Here is a 17,625-nt window from a genome sequence, read left to right as displayed (position 1 = left end):
TCCCTTTGTCGATAATGCCACGATTGGCGGTCAGCCGCTCCTCCTCGATACATGTGTCTTCATAGATCGTATGCAGGGGCGGTCGACGGATCGCGTCAAGGAACTGATGGCCACCCGCCTCAATAATCACAGCTCTGTTGCGATCCAGGAGCTGGCGCACACAATTGGCGTGCTGGATCCCACCGATCCACGGACACCATCTGTTGTGAAGGTGATCAACGAGGTCATCAGTTCGATGCCCGGACATCGCATTCTCACGCCGGATGTTGATGTACTGGGCCGCGCTGCGGTTCTTAACGGCATCATGTGTCGCATTCAGGGGTACAAAAACAGTCAAAGGTTCCGCTGCCCACTTTATATCTGCTGGCTCTGAAGCATGGCCTCGTAGTCTTGACCCGTAACATTTCGGATTACGACTTCTGCAATCAGCTCGGTCCCTCTGGAAGAGTGCTATTTTATAGAAACTAGACACATCGACTATTATGGGAAGCAGGCAACTTAGGAGTGCGCAGACGCTCCACAGGCTGCTGCCCGATACGGAACGGAGCAAGCTCCGCATCTGTGAAAGCGCCCGCAGCAATCTCATGCAGCGCAAGATCCTGCGTTGTCATTTCTTCCAGCGCCAGTCGAGGCCCATCGCCTCGCCTCAACCCCGACAACGCATGGCCGCGGCGAGAGTCAGCCCGGACCTGTTAGGCATAACCTATTGGGCATCGATTGTGACAAATGGATTCATGGGATCACCTTACGCTGCTTCGAGATGTCCCGGACTGGCCGACTTGGCATCCACACCTCTTTCGAGAGCGAGTAGGGCCTGCTCGACCTCATCAATGCGCGAGGGGCGGCCGTTCTCAGGCATGCCCTCGTTTGTGGCCTTATCGATCAGGAATTCCGTCCAGGCCCAGTTCATCAGGATCGACCGCCTCGCATCAAACGGGAGCCGGTTGTCGGTCACGACATCCATCGGCGAAGCCCAGCCGCCATCCCAATCATCGCGATTGGCCTCAATCGACATGGCTCGACGGTACTTGTCCGGAAGCCCGGCGAGGCCAAGCTTGCCGAGCGTCGCATCGGAGAATGTGCTTCGCCGTTCTTCAGACTTATCCATGGTAAACCTCGCCTTATCCTTTGGTACCTCCACGACGTGGCAAAGACCCTGCCGCTGCGCGTAACGGATCGCAGACGCCAGCGTCGGGAACTTAAGCTCAACCTGCTTCAGTGTATCCCGGCTGCCGGTGTAACCCATGAGCGGTTCAATAAAAGATGGGCTGCGCATCTCGAACACGAGCTTCCATTGATCGCGCGACGGAGCACTGGTAGCCGCCGAGCGAGATGGGCGGTAGATTCGTGCCACGGCATCGCTGGGGAATAAGGAACGTCTCATTGAAGACGTCGTATAACAAATGCCGTTGGCTCCAGGCACAGCCCGGCCGATAAGACCATCTGCCATGGATGTCCTTCTTGCAGCAATGTTCATGGTTCTTCCTCCGTAAGCGGTGAAGATCGGCGCCGGCGGGCGCAACGAACCGGCCGACGCCGAAACCATAGTCAGCTCGTGATCGCTATGCGTTTTACCTTCGACTGAGCCTTTTCGGTCTTGGGAAGCACGAGGCTCAGCACGCCATTTCTGAACCTGGCGTTTATCTCGTCCTCGACGATTTCCCTCCCAACCGGGATACGGCGCTCGAAACGGCCGTAGAAGCGTTCCGAGAACTGCTTGTCCTTGTCCTTGTCCTCAGTCTCAGATCGCTTTTCGCCGCGCAGTGTCAGCACACCGTCATCAAGAACCAGTTCGATGTCCTTTTCCTCCACACCGGGCACTTCCGCGGTTATGCGGATCTCCTTTTCAGTCTCGGTGATTTCAACGCTTGGCCACCACCGCCCGAAGGATGCCAGAGAGTCAAATGCTGGCAGGTTTCGATCGAATGAGCGAAAGACATCATCGAACAGGCGATTGACTTCCCGGTGCAGCGACAGGAACGAATTCCGGTCTTCTTCACGATAGACAGCGGGAGCCTGACTGCTGCTCGTGTCACGGCCCCAGGGGATCAGGTCACGTACGCTCATGGTTACTCTCCTTCTGTTCTGAACAATTGGACACAGCTTCGCCGCTGGCGCCGGACGCGTGGCCCGGCGCCAGCGAACCGTATACTGATAAAAGGGTCAGGCTGCGGTCTGCTCGTTGGTGTGCGAAGCGGCTTCAATCTCCATCATCTTCTCCTGCGGCGAGATCGCAATCCGACGAGGCTTCATCTCCTCCGGGATCTCGCGTCGAAGATCGATTGTGAGAAGGCCGTTGACGAGAGTTGCGCCTTCGACTCGCACGTGGTCGGCGAGCTGGAAGCGACGCTGGAACGAGCGTCCGGCAATGCCGCGATGCAGATACTGCGTATTCTCGTCGGTGGTTTTGCTGCCCGCTACGAGAAGCATGTTCTGCTCCTGCGTGATGGAAAGCTCGTCTTCGCTAAAGCCGGCCACCGCCATGGTGATGCGGTATTCGTCTTCGTCAGTCTTTGCAATGTCATAGGGAGGCCAATTGTCGATGCTCTCGACGCGGCTGGCTGCCTCCAGCGCATTGACCAGACGGTCGAAGCCAATGCTCGACCGGAACAGGGGAGAAAAATCAAAAGTGGTTCTCATAGCCACATCCTCCTTGAAGCAACATGGGTACAAGATTGTACGGCTTTTGGCCGGCGCCGCCCCGTCATGGCAGCGGCGCACAATCGATCTGGTTCCGTTATTTCTGAGTTTCAAGAGGGTGACGGCAGAAAATTTATACAGCGATTTCCGACTGTTGGAATTTGAGAAAAACTTGACCATCTAATGAGTTGGTTGGCAATACGAAAGGAGACCAGACATGACCTATGACGATATCGTTTCAGTGCTCGGCTCCATAGACGATGATCTGGCGACGGAAATTATCGCAACGGGGGCGAGCGTTGATGAACTGCGAGAAGCGTGGAACTGGCTCAACAACGATGAGGCGCTGATGGGCGAAGGGCGACCGCTCCCGGACACACGCGTCAGCCAACTCATCGATCTGCTTGAACCTGATGATGACGGCGTGGACTGAGCTACGGAAGGAGGGTTGAAGAGACGCGTCGGTATGCCCAGATCACATGAGATCGTACAAAACGATCAGTTACTTGCTCTTAAAAGACGATCAGAAAACAAGGAGGAAGTGATGTCCGAGATCGTGTTCAACGAGCCCGTAATTCTGCGCATGCCCAAAAATGGCCTCCGAAAGGTGGCGACAGCTTTTGAAGCACTGGAATGCCTTGAGCGCGAATGGCCGGACTGGGCGCGTGGCCGCCGTTGGCGGAACGCCATGATTGCCTGTCGGGACGCACTCGATGGATGGCGCTCTGCGAAGGAGGCACGCCGGAGCTTCATGAAAGCTGCAATGCGAGCGGGCCTCGTTCAGGGAGCAAGACATACGCGAGTTCGGGATACCTTCGGTAGCCTACAGGGAATTCCCGCCGGGCTTCAGTGAACGGATATGACCCCGTCGACTGCTTTCCATTCCGAGGGCTGGATCAGACGATGGTGGGCGACGCGCACGGAGTGCAGCGCGCCCTCCAGCGTCTCGGCCCAATAGTCGAGAAAGCCGCGCAGTTCGGGAAACTTTGGAGCAAGGTCGTATTCCTGCCAGACATAGACCTGCAACAGGCTCGGGTGATCTGGAAGACGATAGTGGATTTCGGCAGTGGTCAGGCCATAGCCTTCCATCTGCATCCGGAATTCACGACTGACGATCGGTGGCATATGTCTCTCCTTTGTCGTTTCATGCGTGAAGACGATGGCGATGGTCTGCGGATCCGCATACGGCATAGTTCGCCCCGGTGTCGCCGCGATCAAGTCGCCTGAGCGCATCCATGATGACATCGAATGGGATGGGGCTATGCGCGCCCGGCGGCTGGCGCAGTGCGGGCATCGATTCGACCGCGCACGCGTCGGATGCCCATGACGAGAGAATGGCGCGCTTTTCGCTGCGTTCGAGCGTGTCGTCGCGCAGCACATCTTCGGGATGCCTGTAGTGGCGCGCCGGCGACAGGAGCCGGTCGAGCGCAATGTCTTCGGCTCGTGGTGCGAGAGAGGGAATGATCGTCGAAAAATCGGCTCGGCGCATTGCTGTCCTCCTTCCGTTTTCAGCCGTTCCAAAAACTCCGTTTCGATCAGGACTCCGGACCGCGCCTCCCGGCACGGCACAGAAGGAAGTTTGGTTAATCGCGCGAATTTTTCAAGTGCCCGGATGTTCGATAGTGCCTATTTCGTCTGCGATTACATCGCACTAGCAGTGAATGGTTGCGAGTGCTAAAAATTTTGCATTCCCCTCTTGAAATCGAAAATCGCCAAAACCAGATCGATACGCGCGCGACGCCGACAAGGGTTGCGCGGCCCCGCTCCAGTTCTCACCGGGCCGGAGCGGAGGGACCTCTCAAAATCTGTTTGTCCTTGAGGAGAACGATATGACGTTCCGTCCATTGCATGACCGTATCCTGGTTCGCCGCATTGAAGCCGAGGAAAAAACGGCCGGCGGCATTATCATCCCCGATACCGCAAAGGAAAAGCCGAGCGAAGGCGAAGTCATCGCCGTCGGCCCCGGCGCCCGCGACGATGCGGGCAAGATCATTGAGCTCGACGTCAAGGTCGGGGACCGCATCCTGTTTGGCAAATGGTCCGGCACCGAGATTCGGCTCGACGGCGAAGACCTGCTCATCATGAAGGAAAGCGACGTGATGGGGGTAATCGAGCAGACCGCCACACTGAAGAAGGTCGCCTGACGAATTCTTCGATCATCAACCAGTCAATGAAAGCTGCCTATTGAAGGAGTGATCCAATGGCTGCCAAGGAAGTAAAGTTCAATACCGAAGCCCGCGAGAAAATGCTGCGCGGCGTCGACATTCTCGCCAATGCCGTCAAGGTGACGCTCGGGCCGAAGGGCCGCAACGTCGTCATCGACAAGTCGTTCGGCGCGCCGCGCATTACCAAGGACGGTGTGTCGGTTGCGAAGGAAATCGAGCTCGAGGACAAGTTCGAGAATATGGGCGCCCAGACGGTGCGCGAGGTGGCGAGTAAGACCAATGATCTCGCCGGCGACGGCACCACGACCGCGACGGTGCTGGCGCAGGCGATTGTTAAGGAAGGCGCCAAGGCCGTCGCATCGGGCATGAACCCGATGGACCTGAAACGCGGTATCGACAAGGCGGTAGATGCTGTTGTCGCCGAACTAAAGGCCAATGCCCGCAAAATCTCGAAGAATGATGAGATCGCCCAGGTCGGCACCATCTCGGCCAACGGCGATTCCGAGATCGGCCGTTTTCTCGCGGAAGCGATGCAGAAGGTCGGCAATGAAGGCGTCATCACTGTCGAAGAAGCCAAGACTGCCGAAACCGAGCTGGAGGTGGTCGAGGGCATGCAGTTCGACCGCGGCTATCTCTCGCCCTACTTCATCACCAATCAGGACAAGATGCGGGTCGAGTTCGAGGATCCCTATGTCCTCATCCACGAAAAGAAGCTCTCCAACCTTCAGGCCATGCTTCCCGTACTTGAAGCGGTCGTCCAGTCCGGCAAGCCGCTCGTCATCATCGCCGAAGACGTCGAGGGCGAGGCTCTGGCCACGCTCGTCGTCAACCGTCTGCGCGGTGGCCTGAAGGTCGCGGCGGTGAAGGCTCCCGGCTTCGGTGACCGTCGTAAGGCCATGCTGGAGGATATTGCGATCCTTACCGGCGGCACGGCGATCAGCGAGGACCTCGGCATCAAGCTCGAGAACGTCACATTGGAAATGCTCGGCCGGGCCAAGAAGGTGGTGATCGAGAAGGAGAACACCACCATCGTGGACGGCGCCGGCTCAAAGGCCCAGATCGACGGCCGCGTGCAGCAGCTCAAGACGCAGATCGAGGAGACGGCCTCTGACTACGACCGCGAGAAGCTTCAGGAGCGCCTGGCGAAGCTCGCTGGCGGCGTCGCGGTGATCCGCGTCGGCGGCGCGACCGAGGTCGAGGTCAAGGAGAAGAAGGATCGCGTCGACGACGCGCTGCACGCCACTCGCGCGGCGGTCGAGGAAGGCATTCTGCCCGGTGGCGGCGTGGCGCTGCTGCGCGCACAGAAGGCACTCGATGCCGTAGAGACCGAGAACCCCGACCAGAAGCACGGCGTCGAGATCGTGCGCCGGGCCATCGAGGCCCCGGTACGCCAGATCGCCGAGAATGCCGGCGCCGAAGGCTCCATCATCGTCGGAAAGCTGCGCGAGAAGGCCGACTTCGCCTTCGGCTGGAATGCCCAGACCGACGAATATGGCGACCTGTTCGCGCAAGGCGTGATCGACCCGGCCAAGGTGGTGCGCACAGCCTTGCAGGATGCTGCCTCCGTTGCCGGCCTGCTGGTGACCACTGAGGCCATGATCGCGGAGAAGCCGAAAAAGGAAGCGGCCCCGGCGATGCCTACCGGCGGCATGGACTTCTGATCATCTCGCGCTGAAGTGACCGCTCCCGTCTCGGGAGCGGTCATCAGCAAAGCGTAGATCGGAGACGGACATGAGGCTCGCGCCAGACTTTGTCCGTGTATCTGCGCCTCATCATCCGCCTCCCGATGGCCGGATGGATCGGCGCGCGCCGACCGCGGCGCTGATGTTCCGAGTGCCGGCTCAGCTGTCGGCCTTCTCGGGAAACGACCGGCCACATGATCCAGAAACCCCACCTTCCGGCCGGGTTTATTTCCAATCGAGCAGGCGCGGACGGACCGGCCGCGGAAGATTTCTTCAGGCGCTCTGAACAGGCTAAGCGCCGAGAACAACACATTGATGAATTGGAACGACAGGCCACAGAATCGAATCTGCGACTAATGAAATTATACGACGCTGTCGAGGAAGGCGTAGCCGAATTGGAGGGTCCCGCGCTGAAGAAGCAGATAGTTGGTCTCCAGGTTAGCATCTACGCGCTCTCTACAGGTGTGGGGAAAAAGATGCTGCCAGCCGCTATGCTTTAAACAAGACCATTGATTTCGCGAAGGGACTTAGATCGTTGGATGCGGGCTTCATACACTAAAGAGGGTGGTGACAGTTTTTGATCGCATGATAAAAACCCCCTCCAGGAAAGGGAGGGAGAATGAACAATAAAGAGAGGGTAGAAACGCCGCGGTTATGGACTGTTCGCTGGATCGAACAGTTATCGGTAGCCAAATTCATGGTCTTTGCTGCAACTTGTAGCGCTATCACTTGCCTGATCCTGAGTCAGCTGATTTGAAAAAGCCCCGACTCTCTCCCGGAGTAGTCGGGGCCGCGCTTGGCACAAGGGGCCTACTCAGCCTCGCGCTATCGTTCAGAGCGTCTCGGATAGCCTGAACGATCTCAGTGCCACCGGCAGGGCCAGACTGTAAGCCCCGCTGCCTTGGCTGCTTCTGCAGGTTGTGCTGGCGCTAGGGCAATTTGTTAAATTGCCTCGTGCGAAACTCTACCTTCGATCTTTTGTTCCCCCTAGGCGAGAGGATCGTATTCAATGGGTTGGTTTGTAGCTTTTCGAGTCGGTTCATTATTGTTCGCAACCCCGCAGTGCTCTAACACTTGATGTCTCTCGAACCGTTGGCGAGCCAGGCGCGCGGCGATCTCACAGATGTACGATTGGTCTCTAAGACCGCTTTGGTATAGCATAATGATGTATGATGTCAGGTCGGCCGCGGAATAATCCTGATCGCTTTCTTCAAGCAGGATAGCTGCGTGACTGAAGCAGCTTCGCATGAAGTTGACTTCCAAAGGATGATAAATTCGGCTCGCTTCATTGAAAAGCGGCATGTCGGCCTCCCTTTAGCTTGCGCTCGTAGAAGCCACCGCAACAGTCCAATAAGACTGCGCGCTTTTAGCCTTTAACACAAATCACAATGGCCATACGCGTAAACGGCCCGCTCATCGGCGGTGTCACCGTGCACTATGTCCGTGGTTCGGCCGATATTTCCTCGCCCTATGACGCAGACAACGATGGCTGGTCCGTCACGCCGCAAGCCCAGTTGCTTTACTCAAGCGTCGATTTTGATGACTTTAACGATGTCTTCAACACCGGTGTCTCCTTGGGTCAGGGCGACAGCCATCAGGGCCGGCTTGGCGTAACGCTCGATCATAAAAGCTCATGGTATAAGCCAGCTTGTCCGTTGGCCTTGCAATACGCACTTGTGCCGGTATGGCGTTTCCACCCAGTGAACAGGCGGACGACAAAGTCTTTTCCGGATTGTCCATGTTTCTGCTTCCTTTCCAATCAGTGCTGCGTTGAGAACTTGGTGACGGATTGTATAGATTGCCAAATAGCTGGCCCCTGCATAACCAGGACGCCAGTCACGACCAGTAACGCCCCCAAAAGGCGAGGCCCGGAAATCGGGCGTGGGACGAAACCGACCAAGCCAAAATAGTCGATCGCTATCGAGGCCAGAATTTGCCCTGCAATGACTGCCGTCATAAGGCTCGCAGCCCCGAGTTTCGGAGCGAGTAATAGCGCGGTCGTAATGTAGATTGCTCCGGCTATGCCGCCGACCCATATCCATTTCGGTTGCGCCGATAGATTGGCAACAGCTGGTGCGGAAACGCGGAATGCGATGAGAATTGGCAATACGCAAGCCGCACTCACTGCAAGCGATGCTATCGTGGCCCAGAGCGGGTGCCCCAGAGCGCGACCGAGTGCGGCGTTTGCACCAGCTTGCAAGGGGACAAGAGTCCCGGAAGCCAGCGCAACGACAAGGAAAGCGAATGACTGCATGAGAAAAGTCCCTTCTTAAGTGGATCGGACTCATCTTCTAATTATTATCCTTGCCTATTTGAAATTCATCCTTCTCCGATTATTATTCGCCAAATGAATAATTTGCGTGGCGTTGACCTAAATCTCCTTGTGGTTCTTGATGCGCTGCTTTCCGAGCGGCACGTTTCACGTGCGGCGCTTCGACTGAACATGAGCCAGCCAGCCGTCAGTCACGCACTTGCCAGATTGCGCATCCTTCTCGATGATCCTCTCTTTACCCGTCACGGTGGTGGCCTATCGCCGACCGTCCGAGCACTTGAACTTTGCCAGCCGTTGACAGAAGCGCTAGCGCAAATACGTTCCGTGCTGGGTCCCGACGGCTTCGATCCCGCACGCAGTCGTCACGTATTCAGACTTGCAATGTCGGACTATGGCGCCAACATCATTCTTCCCCATCTCGTGAAACAGTTGCGGCGAGCGGCGCCGGGAATTGATCTTTCCGTCGTTCAGTTAAGCAGGGAGGGAATGATCGCCGGAGTGGTTGACGGAAATATCGACATAGGACTGGGTGTATTTTCACAATTGCCTGCCCAGATTTTCCCCGAACATTTATTATCGGACCGATATTCCTGCCTTCTTGATCGCAGGTCGCTTCCCTCCCGGGCCATAAAGCTGGAACTCGATGACTATCTCAATCGACCGCATGTGCTGGTGGCCGTGCATGGAGACGCCTCTACCGAAATCGACGAGGCCATCCACGCAGCCGGATTCAGTCGTCGTGTGGCACTCGTGCTACCGCATTGGAGTGTCGCTCCAACAACAATCGTGGGTACCGACCTCATTCTGACCGTCGCTGCGAGGAGCCTGGAAGCGATGCGAGGAAACAAGGAATTGGCTGTCATGGATTGTCCAGTTGAATTATCACCGATTCCTTTCATGCAAATCTCCCACCGACGCAGACAATCAGACCCTGCTCTGCGGTGGCTTCGCAGTCTAATCGCGGGAATTGTTCAGCCAGACTTCGCGCAAGACAAGTCAGATCAAGAGATAGGTCCTGAAAACACGCTTCCTTCGCCGCGAAGGCTATGAACCGCTAACCTATTTCCCTTGGGGATGTGCTGATTGCCGGTTAAAAACTCCTCTTGAGGTGGCAAAAACACTTCGCTTTCTGATAGGGTATGAACCGCGCGTCCTCCCCTTTTGGCCTGCTTTCACCGCAAATACGAAATCGTTATCTCTTAGTGCCTTGCTTCGACAAGAAAGGCATAAACAAGACTAGTTAACTCTTGTTTCAAAATTATCATTCGGATTATAGAGAAGCTGGCTTCACTCGGCTAACGGCAAACCGCCACTCGCAATTCAGGATATCATCAGTGACCGCAATGAAAACTCTTCTGGCCGCTACAGGCCTTGTTGCTCTGTTCGCGCTTCAGAACAATGCAGCAGATGCCGCCACACAATATCCGCTGACGCTCGAAAACTGCGGTACGAAAGTTACGTTTCCGAAGGCACCGGAACGCGCGATCGGCCTTGGACAGAACAGCGCTGAGATCATGTTGCTTCTAGGCCTTGAAGACAAAATGGCGGGAACAGCGTTCTGGCCAAGCAAGGTTCTGCCGCAGCTTGAGCCCGCCAATTCCAAAGTGAAGCTCCTGACCGTTGAGTTCCCGACTTTTGAATCGATCCTCGCCGAAAATCCGGATTTCGTAGCGGCAGCTCTTCCAAGTCTCGTCGGGCCCAACAGCAAGGTCGCAAAGCGCGGCGATTTCGACAAGGTTGGCGTTCCAACCTATCTTTCGCCGAGCACATGCTTGAGCACAGAGCAAGTCAAGGATGAGTATGGCAGCCGCGACAAACTATGGAACATGGAGCTTCTGTATAAGGAGATCGACGAACTCTCACAGATTTTCGATGTTTCAGATCGCGGCCAGGCACTCATCGCTGATTTCAAGGCACGCGAAACGGCCTTGCGCGCAAGGGTTCCTGCAAGCGGTAAGAAACTTGCTTACGTCTTCTGGTTCTCGAGCCCGTCGCCATCTGCAGACGCCTATCTGGGCGGCGGAAATGGCGCCTCGAGTTTCATCGCTGATGTCCTGGGTGGCGAAAATGCCATCAAGGCAGAGGCTGAATGGCCCACGCTTGGCTGGGAAAGCATTATTGCCGCGAACCCAGATGTGATTGTTGTTGCAAATCTCGACCGTAATCGTTGGGAGCTCGACAAGCCTGAAGCGAAGGTTCAGTTTCTCAATACAGATCCTGCGGTCAGCCAAATGCCAGCTGTCAAGAACAAGGCCATTGCCGTCATGGATGGTCAAGCCATGAACCCGACCGTTCGTACGATTTACGGTGCCGAACAGGTCGCGCAACAGTTGAAGGCATTCGGTATTCTCAAGTGAGTGTTTCCGGCCAGGCTTTAAGGCAATGGGGCGCAGTCAGCATGGTGTTGCTGGTGTCGCTTGTCGCTATTGGTTTTGCTGTGGGGATCAGCGTCGGCATTGGGGATCTGCCGATCCCTTTATCGACAACCTTTGCAGCGATAACCAATCGTCTTGGATGGAGTACTGTCGAACTTAATCGCATTCATGAGACGGTAATTTGGGATTACCGTCTCAGCCGCGCATTGGTAGCAGCATTTTGCGGCGCAGGCCTCGCTCTTTCCGGCGCGATCATGCAGTCGCTTTTGCGTAATCCCCTGGCGGAGCCATACGTTCTGGGCATTTCCGCGGGAGCGTCTACGGGCGCTGTAACGGTTGTAATTCTCGGCATAGGCGCTGGCGCTGTTTCCTTGTCGGCAGGCGCATTCGTTGGCGCGTTTTCGGCCTTTTTCTTCGTTGCCCTTCTCTCAAATGGTACGCGCGGCGGCGCGGATCGTACCATTCTGGCGGGCGTCGCTGCATCGCAGCTTTTCAACGCCGCAACCTCCTATATCGTCACCACATCCGGTAATGCACAGCAGGCGCGCGACGTGATGTTCTGGTTGCTTGGCAGCTTCGGGGGCGTTCGTTGGCCAGAATTCATGCTCGTGTCTGTCGTCATCACCCTCGGTCTTATCGCCTGTCTTCTCTATGCCCATGTTCTGGATGCATTTGCTTTCGGGGATGAGGCCGCCTCCTCGCTCGGCGTGAATGTCGGCCACGCGCGCATTTTCCTCTTTGCACTCACCGCAATGATGACCGCCACCATTGTCAGCATGGTCGGTTCCATAGGCTTCGTCGGGCTCGTCGTCCCGCATGCTGCACGCTTCATAGTCGGACCGCTACACGTAAGATTGTTGCCTGCATGCGCCATTATCGGCGCGATATTCATGGTGCTGGCCGATATCGCTTCGCGCGCACTGATACCCCAACAAGTCCTGCCCATCGGTGTGGTGACTGCACTTGTGGGCGTACCATTCTTCTCAATTATTCTTTACCAGTTTCAGCGCCCATCATGACGATCAGAGCCGAAAATCTTGTCTGGAAAATCGGCAAAAAGGCCGTAATCGACGATGTGTCTTTCGAAGCGAAGCCCGGCAGGATGCTGGGGCTTCTGGGACCAAACGGTTCCGGAAAAACATCGTTACTGCGCCTGATCGCCGGATTGAAACGGCCCCATTCCGGACGCGTCCTGCTTGACGAGAAGGATGTCAATTCGGTTGCCCGGCGCAGCGTCGCGCAACGTGTGGCTTTTGTCGAGCAGCACGCGACGACAAATGCCAATCTTAAAGTAATGGACGTCGTAAGACTTGGGCGCTTTCCGCATAGATCAATGTTCTCTGGCTGGACAAGCGCTGACGAGGCAGCAGTACAAAACGCGATTGAACGCACCGGTATGACGGCCAAGAAAAACGACACGTGGCAAAGTCTGTCAGGTGGCGAAAAACAGCGTGCGCATATTGCAAGGGCTTTGGCCCAGACGCCGAAAGAGCTCATCCTTGATGAACCAACCAATCATCTGGATATTCAACACCAGATGAGCTTGCTGAAGCTGGTTTCAGGGCTACCGATCACGAGTATCATTGCACTACACGACCTTAATCATGCTGCCATGTTTTGCGATGAATTGATCGTTATGCTCTCTGGAAAGATTGTCGCTTCGGGAACACCAGAGGAAGTAATCAACGAGAATATTCTCAAGCAAGTCTTCTCGATTGATGCATGTGTGGCACTTTCTCCATATAGCGGACGGCCTCATATTCACTATCTCAAATAAAAAAGCACCGAAACTGTGCCGATTCTGATGCCAACGAATAACGAACCACAGTTCCTTGTTTTGATTCATGTTTCTAGAAGAAACAATGACAACCAGGAATGAAACTCAAGCGTTCGATGACGTTACCAGATTGCCAGTCAGTAGTGTGAGAATGCCGAGCCCCTCCTCCTAACAAGTTACGATAGCCACGTCATGTTAATCAGAGTGACACCAAGGTGTTGAAATTAGCACCATTTGGTGATAAATTGACTCACCTTCAGGAGGGTAGTTTTATGCGTTCAACCATTAATCTTGATGATAATCTCTTGGAAAAAGCCAGATCCCTGACGGGCACAAAGGAGACAGCTGCTTTGGTCCGCCAAGCGTTAGAAGCACTCGTGCGCGTCGAGACTGGTAAACGGCTTATCGCTCTTGGAGGTACCATGCCGGACGCTGAAGCCGCCCCCCGCCGTCGGAGCTCAGTGAATAAGTGATATTAGCAGATACTTCCATTTGGATTGATCATTTCCGCCGAGGTGATAACGATCTTGTAAAAATTATTAGTAACGATCTTCTGCTTTGCCATCCGGCAGTCATTGGCGAACTCGCTTTGGGCAGCCTACGCGACAGGACCGCTGTGTTAACTTTTCTCCGTGCACAGCGTGAGTCTATCGTAGCAACCCACGACGAAGTTATGACTCTCATTGAGAGGCATAGCGTTTTTAGCATGGGTATTGGCTACACGGATGCTCACTTGCTCGCTTCTGTCCTACTTGATCAGCGCACATCACTTTGGACCCGAGACAAGCGGCTCAAGCTAGCGGCCCTCAAAGCCGGCGCTGCTCTTTATCAGCCCTTTCACAGTTAAAAAGAGTATAATGCCATCCGCTTGATCCACCATTTTGATGAGCTCGAACGGGTGACACGGTCTTGAAGGGGACCGGAAGCAGAAAGTCCGCTTCGGCCAAAAAATGTGCTGAAGGGGGCATAATGAGCTGTCGGCATAACCACCTGATTGCTAGTCAAGAAATGCAGCTGTCGCCCGAGTGCCTCTCCGACGAATAAATTAATCTAATTTCGCTAAATTACGATTATCTTGATCCAGGAAACAACAAATCGAGAAATTTTGCTGCAGTCGGTTGAGGCTCATGATTAGCAAGCCCCGGACGCTCATTGGCTTCGATGAAAATATAGTCTGGCTTTTCGGGCTGCTTGACCATGAAATCGATCCCGACAACGGGAATGCCTATTGCACGCGCAGCCTTACGGGCAGCATCGACAAGGTTTCTATGAACAGACGCTGTCACGTCGTGGATCGTACCGCCTGTATGTAGATTGGCCGCCTTGCGCACCGTGACTTCACGATGATCCTCCAAAACAGAATCGAGCGACAGACCTTGTTCCTCTAAGCATCTTTTCGTTTCGGCATCGACAGGAATGCTACTCTCTCCGCCTGTAGCCGCCGCGCGTCTGCGTGATTGTATCTCGATAAGGTTGCGGATCGTTGCCTTGCCATCACCGACAACGCGTGGGGGGCGACGAACCGCAGCGGCAACAAGCTGGTAGTCAATAACCACCAGCCGAAGGTCCTCACCTTCAAAACACGCCTCCAGCAGCACGCGGTCGCACACGGTTCGCGCCTGTTTGATCGCCATTCGCAGGTCTTTCATCGTCGATATGCCGACGGAAATGCCTCTTCCCTGTTCGCCCCGGGCTGGTTTCACCACCAACTTGCTGTGACGTTCTAGAAAAGCTTCCAGCGCATCATCGCCCGCTTCGGCGGCAATCTGCTCCGGCACTGTCAGACCAGCCTTCTCGACAACGCGCCGCGTCACGGCCTTGTCGTCGCAGATTGACATTGCGACACCCGATGTCATTTCAGACAAGCTCTCACGGCAATGGACGGAACGCCCGCCATAGGAGAGGCGGAAAAAGCCGCCTTCGGCATCGGTTATTTCAACCTGAATACCACGACGCACCGCTTCATCCACGATTATGCGAGCATAGGGATTGAGCGCATCGAAGGTTTCCAGGTGCGAGGCGAAAAATTTCTCGTTAATTGCGTTCTTGCGCTTGATCGCGAAGAGCGGAACGCGACGAAATTTCAGCTTTTCATAGAGCCTTATGGCAATCTCATTATCGTGCAGAACCGAGAGATCGATATGGCTTAAACCGCGAGCCTGAAAATGCTCGGCAAGTTTGCGCACCAGTTTTTCGCCAATACCCGGTTGTCGTGCTTGCGGATGGACCGCGAGACACCAGAGAGAAGCACCGCGGTCAGGATCATCGAAAAGGCGCTGATGGTCGATGCCAGTTACAGTGCCAATAATTTCTCCGGTAGCGTCGTCCTGAGCCACAAAATAGGTAACAGCTCGGTTGTCTTGCTCCGATGAGAAAAAGTCGGGACGCAGTTGAACCATCCCACAGGCGGCATAGACGGCGTTAATGCCTTCCGCGTCCACTTCGGAGACTGCGCGGCGTATGGTGATGCCACGTATCCGTCGCCCGCCCGGTCGATAGGTCGCTAGTTCAATCCGGTATGTATGCGACGGATCGAGAAATATCTCATGTGGTGCGAGTGACAGCAGTACATGAGGATCGCTGACGTAAAAGACGATATCGCGGCTCGCTGGCGCTTCCCCCCGCAATGCTTCCACTATGGCTTCATTGGTCTCGAAGGTCTGCGCGAAGAGCAGCCGACCCCAGCCGCAATCGACAACCACATCCTGCTTGCGATCTTCGCTTCCCGCCTTGTCATGGCCGTGCGCATGTTCCTGATAAAAGCCTGCGCTTTCAGGCGTCCGCAAGCGCGTAAGACGGTGCGAAAAAGCGGTGCGGCCTCTCGCTTTCTGTCGGGTCATATCCTCATCACCGATTTTACGCATTTCCTGCCTCCTGTGTCTGCAGCCACATTTCAAGGAGGCCAGCCTGCCAAAGTTCAGAACCGCGTAACGGCGTTATATGTTCGGACGGGTTTGCAAACAGATGTTCAAGGTAATCGCGTTGGAAAAGCCCGCGCTCCCTCGCCTTTTGTGAAGAGAGGGCGTCTCGCAACATATCGAGATAAGGGCCATCGATATATTTGAGCTGCGGGACCGGGAAATATCCCTTCTTGCGATCAATCACTTCGCTTGGAACAACCTTCCTCGCCACATCCTTGAGAATCCCCTTGCCACCGTCACGAAGTTTTTCCTCCGGCGGAATGCGGGCGGCGAGCTCGACCAGTTCATGATCCAGAAATGGCACCCGCGCTTCAAGCCCCCAGGCCATCGTCATGTTGTCCACGCGCTTGACCGGATCGTCCACGAGCATCACATTCGTATCGAGCCGCAGCGCACGGTCGACAGGCGTATCCGCTCCATCCTGCAGCAGATGTTCTTCCAGCACCTCCTGACTGTAATCGCGTTCGGGCATCCATTCAGGCGCAAGCTGTGTCGCCAAAACATCGTGCGAGCGGTCACGGAACCCTTTGGCATAGTCGCTGACGACATCGTTGGAATCGACTAGCGGTGGATACCAGTGATAGCCGCCGAAAACTTCATCTGCCCCCTGTCCCGACTGGACAACCGTGATATGCTTCGAAACCTCCTTGGAAAGGAGGTAGAAGCCGACATTATCATAGGACACCATTGGTTCGGACATTGCCGCGATCGTTCCCGGCAAGGCGTCCATGAGGTCTGCCGAGGGCACAAAGATCTTATGATGTTCGGTGCCAAAATGCTCGGCGATCAGATCGGAATAGACAAATTCGTCGCCTTTCTCCCCGTTGGCTTCTTCAAAGCCGACAGAAAAACTCATCAGGCCCGATTGGCCTGCCTCAGCAAGCAGACCGACGATCAGGCTGGAATCCACCCCGCCGGATAAAAGCACGCCGACTGGCACGTCGGAAATCATCCGTCGCTTGACAGCGACACGCAGCATATCGAGCAATTGCTCCTGCCATTCCTCGCGGCTCATCGCGCCGTCGCCGGGCAGACGACAATAAGGCGCCTGCCAATAGATGCGGTCAGCAAAGCGACCATTCTGTTCATAGACACGGATTGTCGCTGGGGGGAACTTTCGAACACCGTTATAGATTGTGCGCGGTGGCGGCACGACGGCATGAAAGCTCATGTAATTGTGCAGGGCCGCGCGGTCTATCGAGGTGTCGATGCCGCCTGCCTTAACCAGAGCAGGCAAGGAAGAGGCGAACCGCAAGGCACCGGCCACCTCGGCGATATAGAGCGGCTTGATGCCGAACCGATCACGCGCCAGGATAACCCTGCCGGTATCACGTTCGTGAATGGCGAAAGCAAACATGCCAAGAAAACGCGTAACGCAGCTTTCGCCCCATGCATGCCAAGCCTTGAGAATGACTTCTGTGTCACCATCGGAGAAGAACTTGTAGCCCTTCTGTTCCAGCTCTATGCGCAATTCGCGGAAATTATAGATGCAGCCATTGAACACAAGCGTCAAACCGAGGTCGGCATCGATCATCGGTTGCTGCGATTTTTCGGAAAGATCAAGGATTCTCAATCTTCGATGCCCGAAGCCGATATTGCCCCGGATCACAATCCCGGATGCATCGGGCCCGCGAGGACTGAGTACATCCGCCATTCTTGAGACTGCCGAAACTGACGGCGAACCACCGTCAAACCTGACTTCTCCGCAAATACCACACATAAAAAGGGTCGAAACCTCCATTGCCAGTCATAAACAAATGAGGCCGTCGCATTTGTTATGGCGACGGCCTGCT

General features: G+C 55.4%; 21 protein-coding genes and 1 pseudogene. 13 read left to right on the top strand and 9 right to left on the bottom strand.

The annotated features are described in order from the left end of the window. The first annotated feature begins 106 nt into the window (after window positions 1-106). Window positions 107-373: a hypothetical protein gene (locus tag ACS5UA_RS17795; RefSeq protein ID WP_235694379.1), complete on the top strand. Its 267-nt coding sequence runs from the start codon at window positions 107-109 to the stop codon at window positions 371-373. A gap of 372 nt (window positions 374-745) precedes the next feature. Here ACS5UA_RS17795 and ACS5UA_RS17790 read toward each other — a convergent pair whose 3' ends face one another. The 3 genes from ACS5UA_RS17790 to ACS5UA_RS17780 form a co-directional block, all read right to left on the bottom strand. Further along, a complete protein-coding gene (locus tag ACS5UA_RS17790; protein WP_241084550.1) occupies window positions 746-1,384 on the bottom strand; it encodes an NADH dehydrogenase ubiquinone Fe-S protein 4 in 639 nt (212 codons plus the stop codon). A 164-nt stretch (window positions 1,385-1,548) separates the two neighbouring features. After that, complete coding sequence (locus tag ACS5UA_RS17785) at window positions 1,549-2,067, bottom strand: Hsp20/alpha crystallin family protein (protein WP_025090379.1); 519 nt, start codon at window positions 2,065-2,067, stop codon at window positions 1,549-1,551. 96 nt (window positions 2,068-2,163) lie between these two features. Next, window positions 2,164-2,640: an Hsp20 family protein gene (locus ACS5UA_RS17780; RefSeq protein WP_025090380.1), complete on the bottom strand. Its 477-nt coding sequence runs from the start codon at window positions 2,638-2,640 to the stop codon at window positions 2,164-2,166. Between the two features lie 217 nt (window positions 2,641-2,857). Here ACS5UA_RS17780 and ACS5UA_RS17775 point away from each other — a divergent pair, with 217 nt between their 5' ends. After that, the gene (locus tag ACS5UA_RS17775; RefSeq protein ID WP_025090382.1) at window positions 2,858-3,073 is read left to right on the top strand and encodes a hypothetical protein; all 216 of its coding nucleotides are present in this window, start codon (window positions 2,858-2,860) and stop codon (window positions 3,071-3,073) included. Between the two features lie 111 nt (window positions 3,074-3,184). Beyond that, window positions 3,185-3,493 carry a DUF982 domain-containing protein gene (locus ACS5UA_RS17770; RefSeq protein WP_025090383.1) on the top strand — a complete coding sequence of 103 codons (309 nt, stop codon included), beginning with the start codon at window positions 3,185-3,187 and terminating at the stop codon, window positions 3,491-3,493. On the opposite strand, the gene ACS5UA_RS17765 is transcribed toward ACS5UA_RS17770, so the two are convergent. Further along, the gene (locus ACS5UA_RS17765; protein WP_025090384.1) at window positions 3,487-3,765 is read right to left on the bottom strand and encodes an usg protein; all 279 of its coding nucleotides are present in this window, start codon (window positions 3,763-3,765) and stop codon (window positions 3,487-3,489) included. The two genes, ACS5UA_RS17770 and ACS5UA_RS17765, sit on opposite strands and share 7 nt — an antisense overlap. 19 nt (window positions 3,766-3,784) lie before the next feature. Continuing rightward, window positions 3,785-4,129 carry a hypothetical protein gene (locus ACS5UA_RS17760; protein ID WP_025090385.1) on the bottom strand — a complete coding sequence of 115 codons (345 nt, stop codon included), beginning with the start codon at window positions 4,127-4,129 and terminating at the stop codon, window positions 3,785-3,787. Between the two features lie 340 nt (window positions 4,130-4,469). On the opposite strand from ACS5UA_RS17760, the gene ACS5UA_RS17755 reads away from it, so the two are divergent. The 3 genes from ACS5UA_RS17755 (at window position 4,470) to ACS5UA_RS17745 (ending at window position 6,987) form a co-directional block, all read left to right on the top strand. Then, the gene (locus tag ACS5UA_RS17755; protein ID WP_021586786.1) at window positions 4,470-4,784 is read left to right on the top strand and encodes a co-chaperone GroES; all 315 of its coding nucleotides are present in this window, start codon (window positions 4,470-4,472) and stop codon (window positions 4,782-4,784) included. Between the two features lie 56 nt (window positions 4,785-4,840). Further along, entirely contained in the window at window positions 4,841-6,466 is a 1,626-nt protein-coding gene (groL, locus tag ACS5UA_RS17750; protein WP_025090386.1) for a chaperonin GroEL, read from the top strand. Between the two features lie 215 nt (window positions 6,467-6,681). Then, window positions 6,682-6,987: a hypothetical protein gene (locus ACS5UA_RS17745; RefSeq protein ID WP_025090387.1), complete on the top strand. Its 306-nt coding sequence runs from the start codon at window positions 6,682-6,684 to the stop codon at window positions 6,985-6,987. 487 nt (window positions 6,988-7,474) lie between these two features. On the opposite strand, the gene ACS5UA_RS17740 is transcribed toward ACS5UA_RS17745, so the two are convergent. Further along, window positions 7,475-7,789 (bottom strand): hypothetical protein, encoded by a 315-nt coding sequence (locus tag ACS5UA_RS17740; RefSeq protein ID WP_025090388.1) that lies wholly within the window; start codon window positions 7,787-7,789, stop codon window positions 7,475-7,477. A gap of 86 nt (window positions 7,790-7,875) precedes the next feature. On the opposite strand from ACS5UA_RS17740, the pseudogene ACS5UA_RS17735 reads away from it, so the two are divergent. Continuing rightward, window positions 7,876-8,073: pseudogene (locus ACS5UA_RS17735) on the top strand (autotransporter outer membrane beta-barrel domain-containing protein); the annotation flags it as partial. Between the two features lie 173 nt (window positions 8,074-8,246). On the opposite strand, the gene ACS5UA_RS17730 reads toward ACS5UA_RS17735, so the two are convergent. Next, window positions 8,247-8,741: a DMT family transporter gene (locus ACS5UA_RS17730; protein WP_025090389.1), complete on the bottom strand. Its 495-nt coding sequence runs from the start codon at window positions 8,739-8,741 to the stop codon at window positions 8,247-8,249. Window positions 8,742-8,834: 93 nt separating this feature from the next. On the opposite strand from ACS5UA_RS17730, the gene ACS5UA_RS17725 reads away from it, so the two are divergent. The 6 genes from ACS5UA_RS17725 to ACS5UA_RS17700 all read left to right on the top strand — a co-directional run bounded on the left by ACS5UA_RS17725 (window position 8,835) and on the right by ACS5UA_RS17700 (window position 13,758). Beyond that, window positions 8,835-9,809 (top strand): LysR family transcriptional regulator, encoded by a 975-nt coding sequence (locus ACS5UA_RS17725; RefSeq protein ID WP_112702572.1) that lies wholly within the window; start codon window positions 8,835-8,837, stop codon window positions 9,807-9,809. Between the two features lie 284 nt (window positions 9,810-10,093). Next, window positions 10,094-11,116, top strand: coding sequence for an ABC transporter substrate-binding protein (locus ACS5UA_RS17720; protein WP_025090391.1), 1,023 nt, complete (start codon window positions 10,094-10,096; stop codon window positions 11,114-11,116). Between the two features lie 41 nt (window positions 11,117-11,157). Further along, window positions 11,158-12,153: a FecCD family ABC transporter permease gene (locus ACS5UA_RS17715; RefSeq protein WP_277402870.1), complete on the top strand. Its 996-nt coding sequence runs from the start codon at window positions 11,158-11,160 to the stop codon at window positions 12,151-12,153. After that, the gene (locus tag ACS5UA_RS17710; protein WP_112702574.1) at window positions 12,150-12,911 is read left to right on the top strand and encodes an ABC transporter ATP-binding protein; all 762 of its coding nucleotides are present in this window, start codon (window positions 12,150-12,152) and stop codon (window positions 12,909-12,911) included. Before ACS5UA_RS17715 ends, ACS5UA_RS17710 begins: the two co-directional genes overlap by 4 nt. A 272-nt stretch (window positions 12,912-13,183) precedes the next feature. Next, the gene (locus ACS5UA_RS17705; protein ID WP_010660355.1) at window positions 13,184-13,384 is read left to right on the top strand and encodes a type II toxin-antitoxin system VapB family antitoxin; all 201 of its coding nucleotides are present in this window, start codon (window positions 13,184-13,186) and stop codon (window positions 13,382-13,384) included. Next, entirely contained in the window at window positions 13,381-13,758 is a 378-nt protein-coding gene (locus ACS5UA_RS17700; protein ID WP_021586732.1) for a type II toxin-antitoxin system VapC family toxin, read from the top strand. Before ACS5UA_RS17705 ends, ACS5UA_RS17700 begins: the two co-directional genes overlap by 4 nt. A 223-nt stretch (window positions 13,759-13,981) precedes the next feature. Here the strand turns inward: ACS5UA_RS17700 and ngg are convergent, their stop codons facing one another. Then, entirely contained in the window at window positions 13,982-15,775 is a 1,794-nt protein-coding gene (gene ngg, locus ACS5UA_RS17695; RefSeq protein ID WP_112702419.1) for an N-acetylglutaminylglutamine synthetase, read from the bottom strand. Continuing rightward, the gene (locus ACS5UA_RS17690; RefSeq protein ID WP_025090405.1) at window positions 15,768-17,552 is read right to left on the bottom strand and encodes an N-acetylglutaminylglutamine amidotransferase; all 1,785 of its coding nucleotides are present in this window, start codon (window positions 17,550-17,552) and stop codon (window positions 15,768-15,770) included. The genes ngg and ACS5UA_RS17690 overlap by 8 nt, the downstream gene beginning before the upstream one ends. Between the last annotated feature and the right edge of the window lie 73 nt (window positions 17,553-17,625).

It is taken from the genome of Brucella sp. RRSP16 (assembly GCF_052246815.1).
Lineage (GTDB): Bacteria > Pseudomonadota > Alphaproteobacteria > Rhizobiales > Rhizobiaceae > Brucella > Brucella intermedia.
This window is presented reverse-complemented; position numbering and strand designations above follow the sequence as displayed.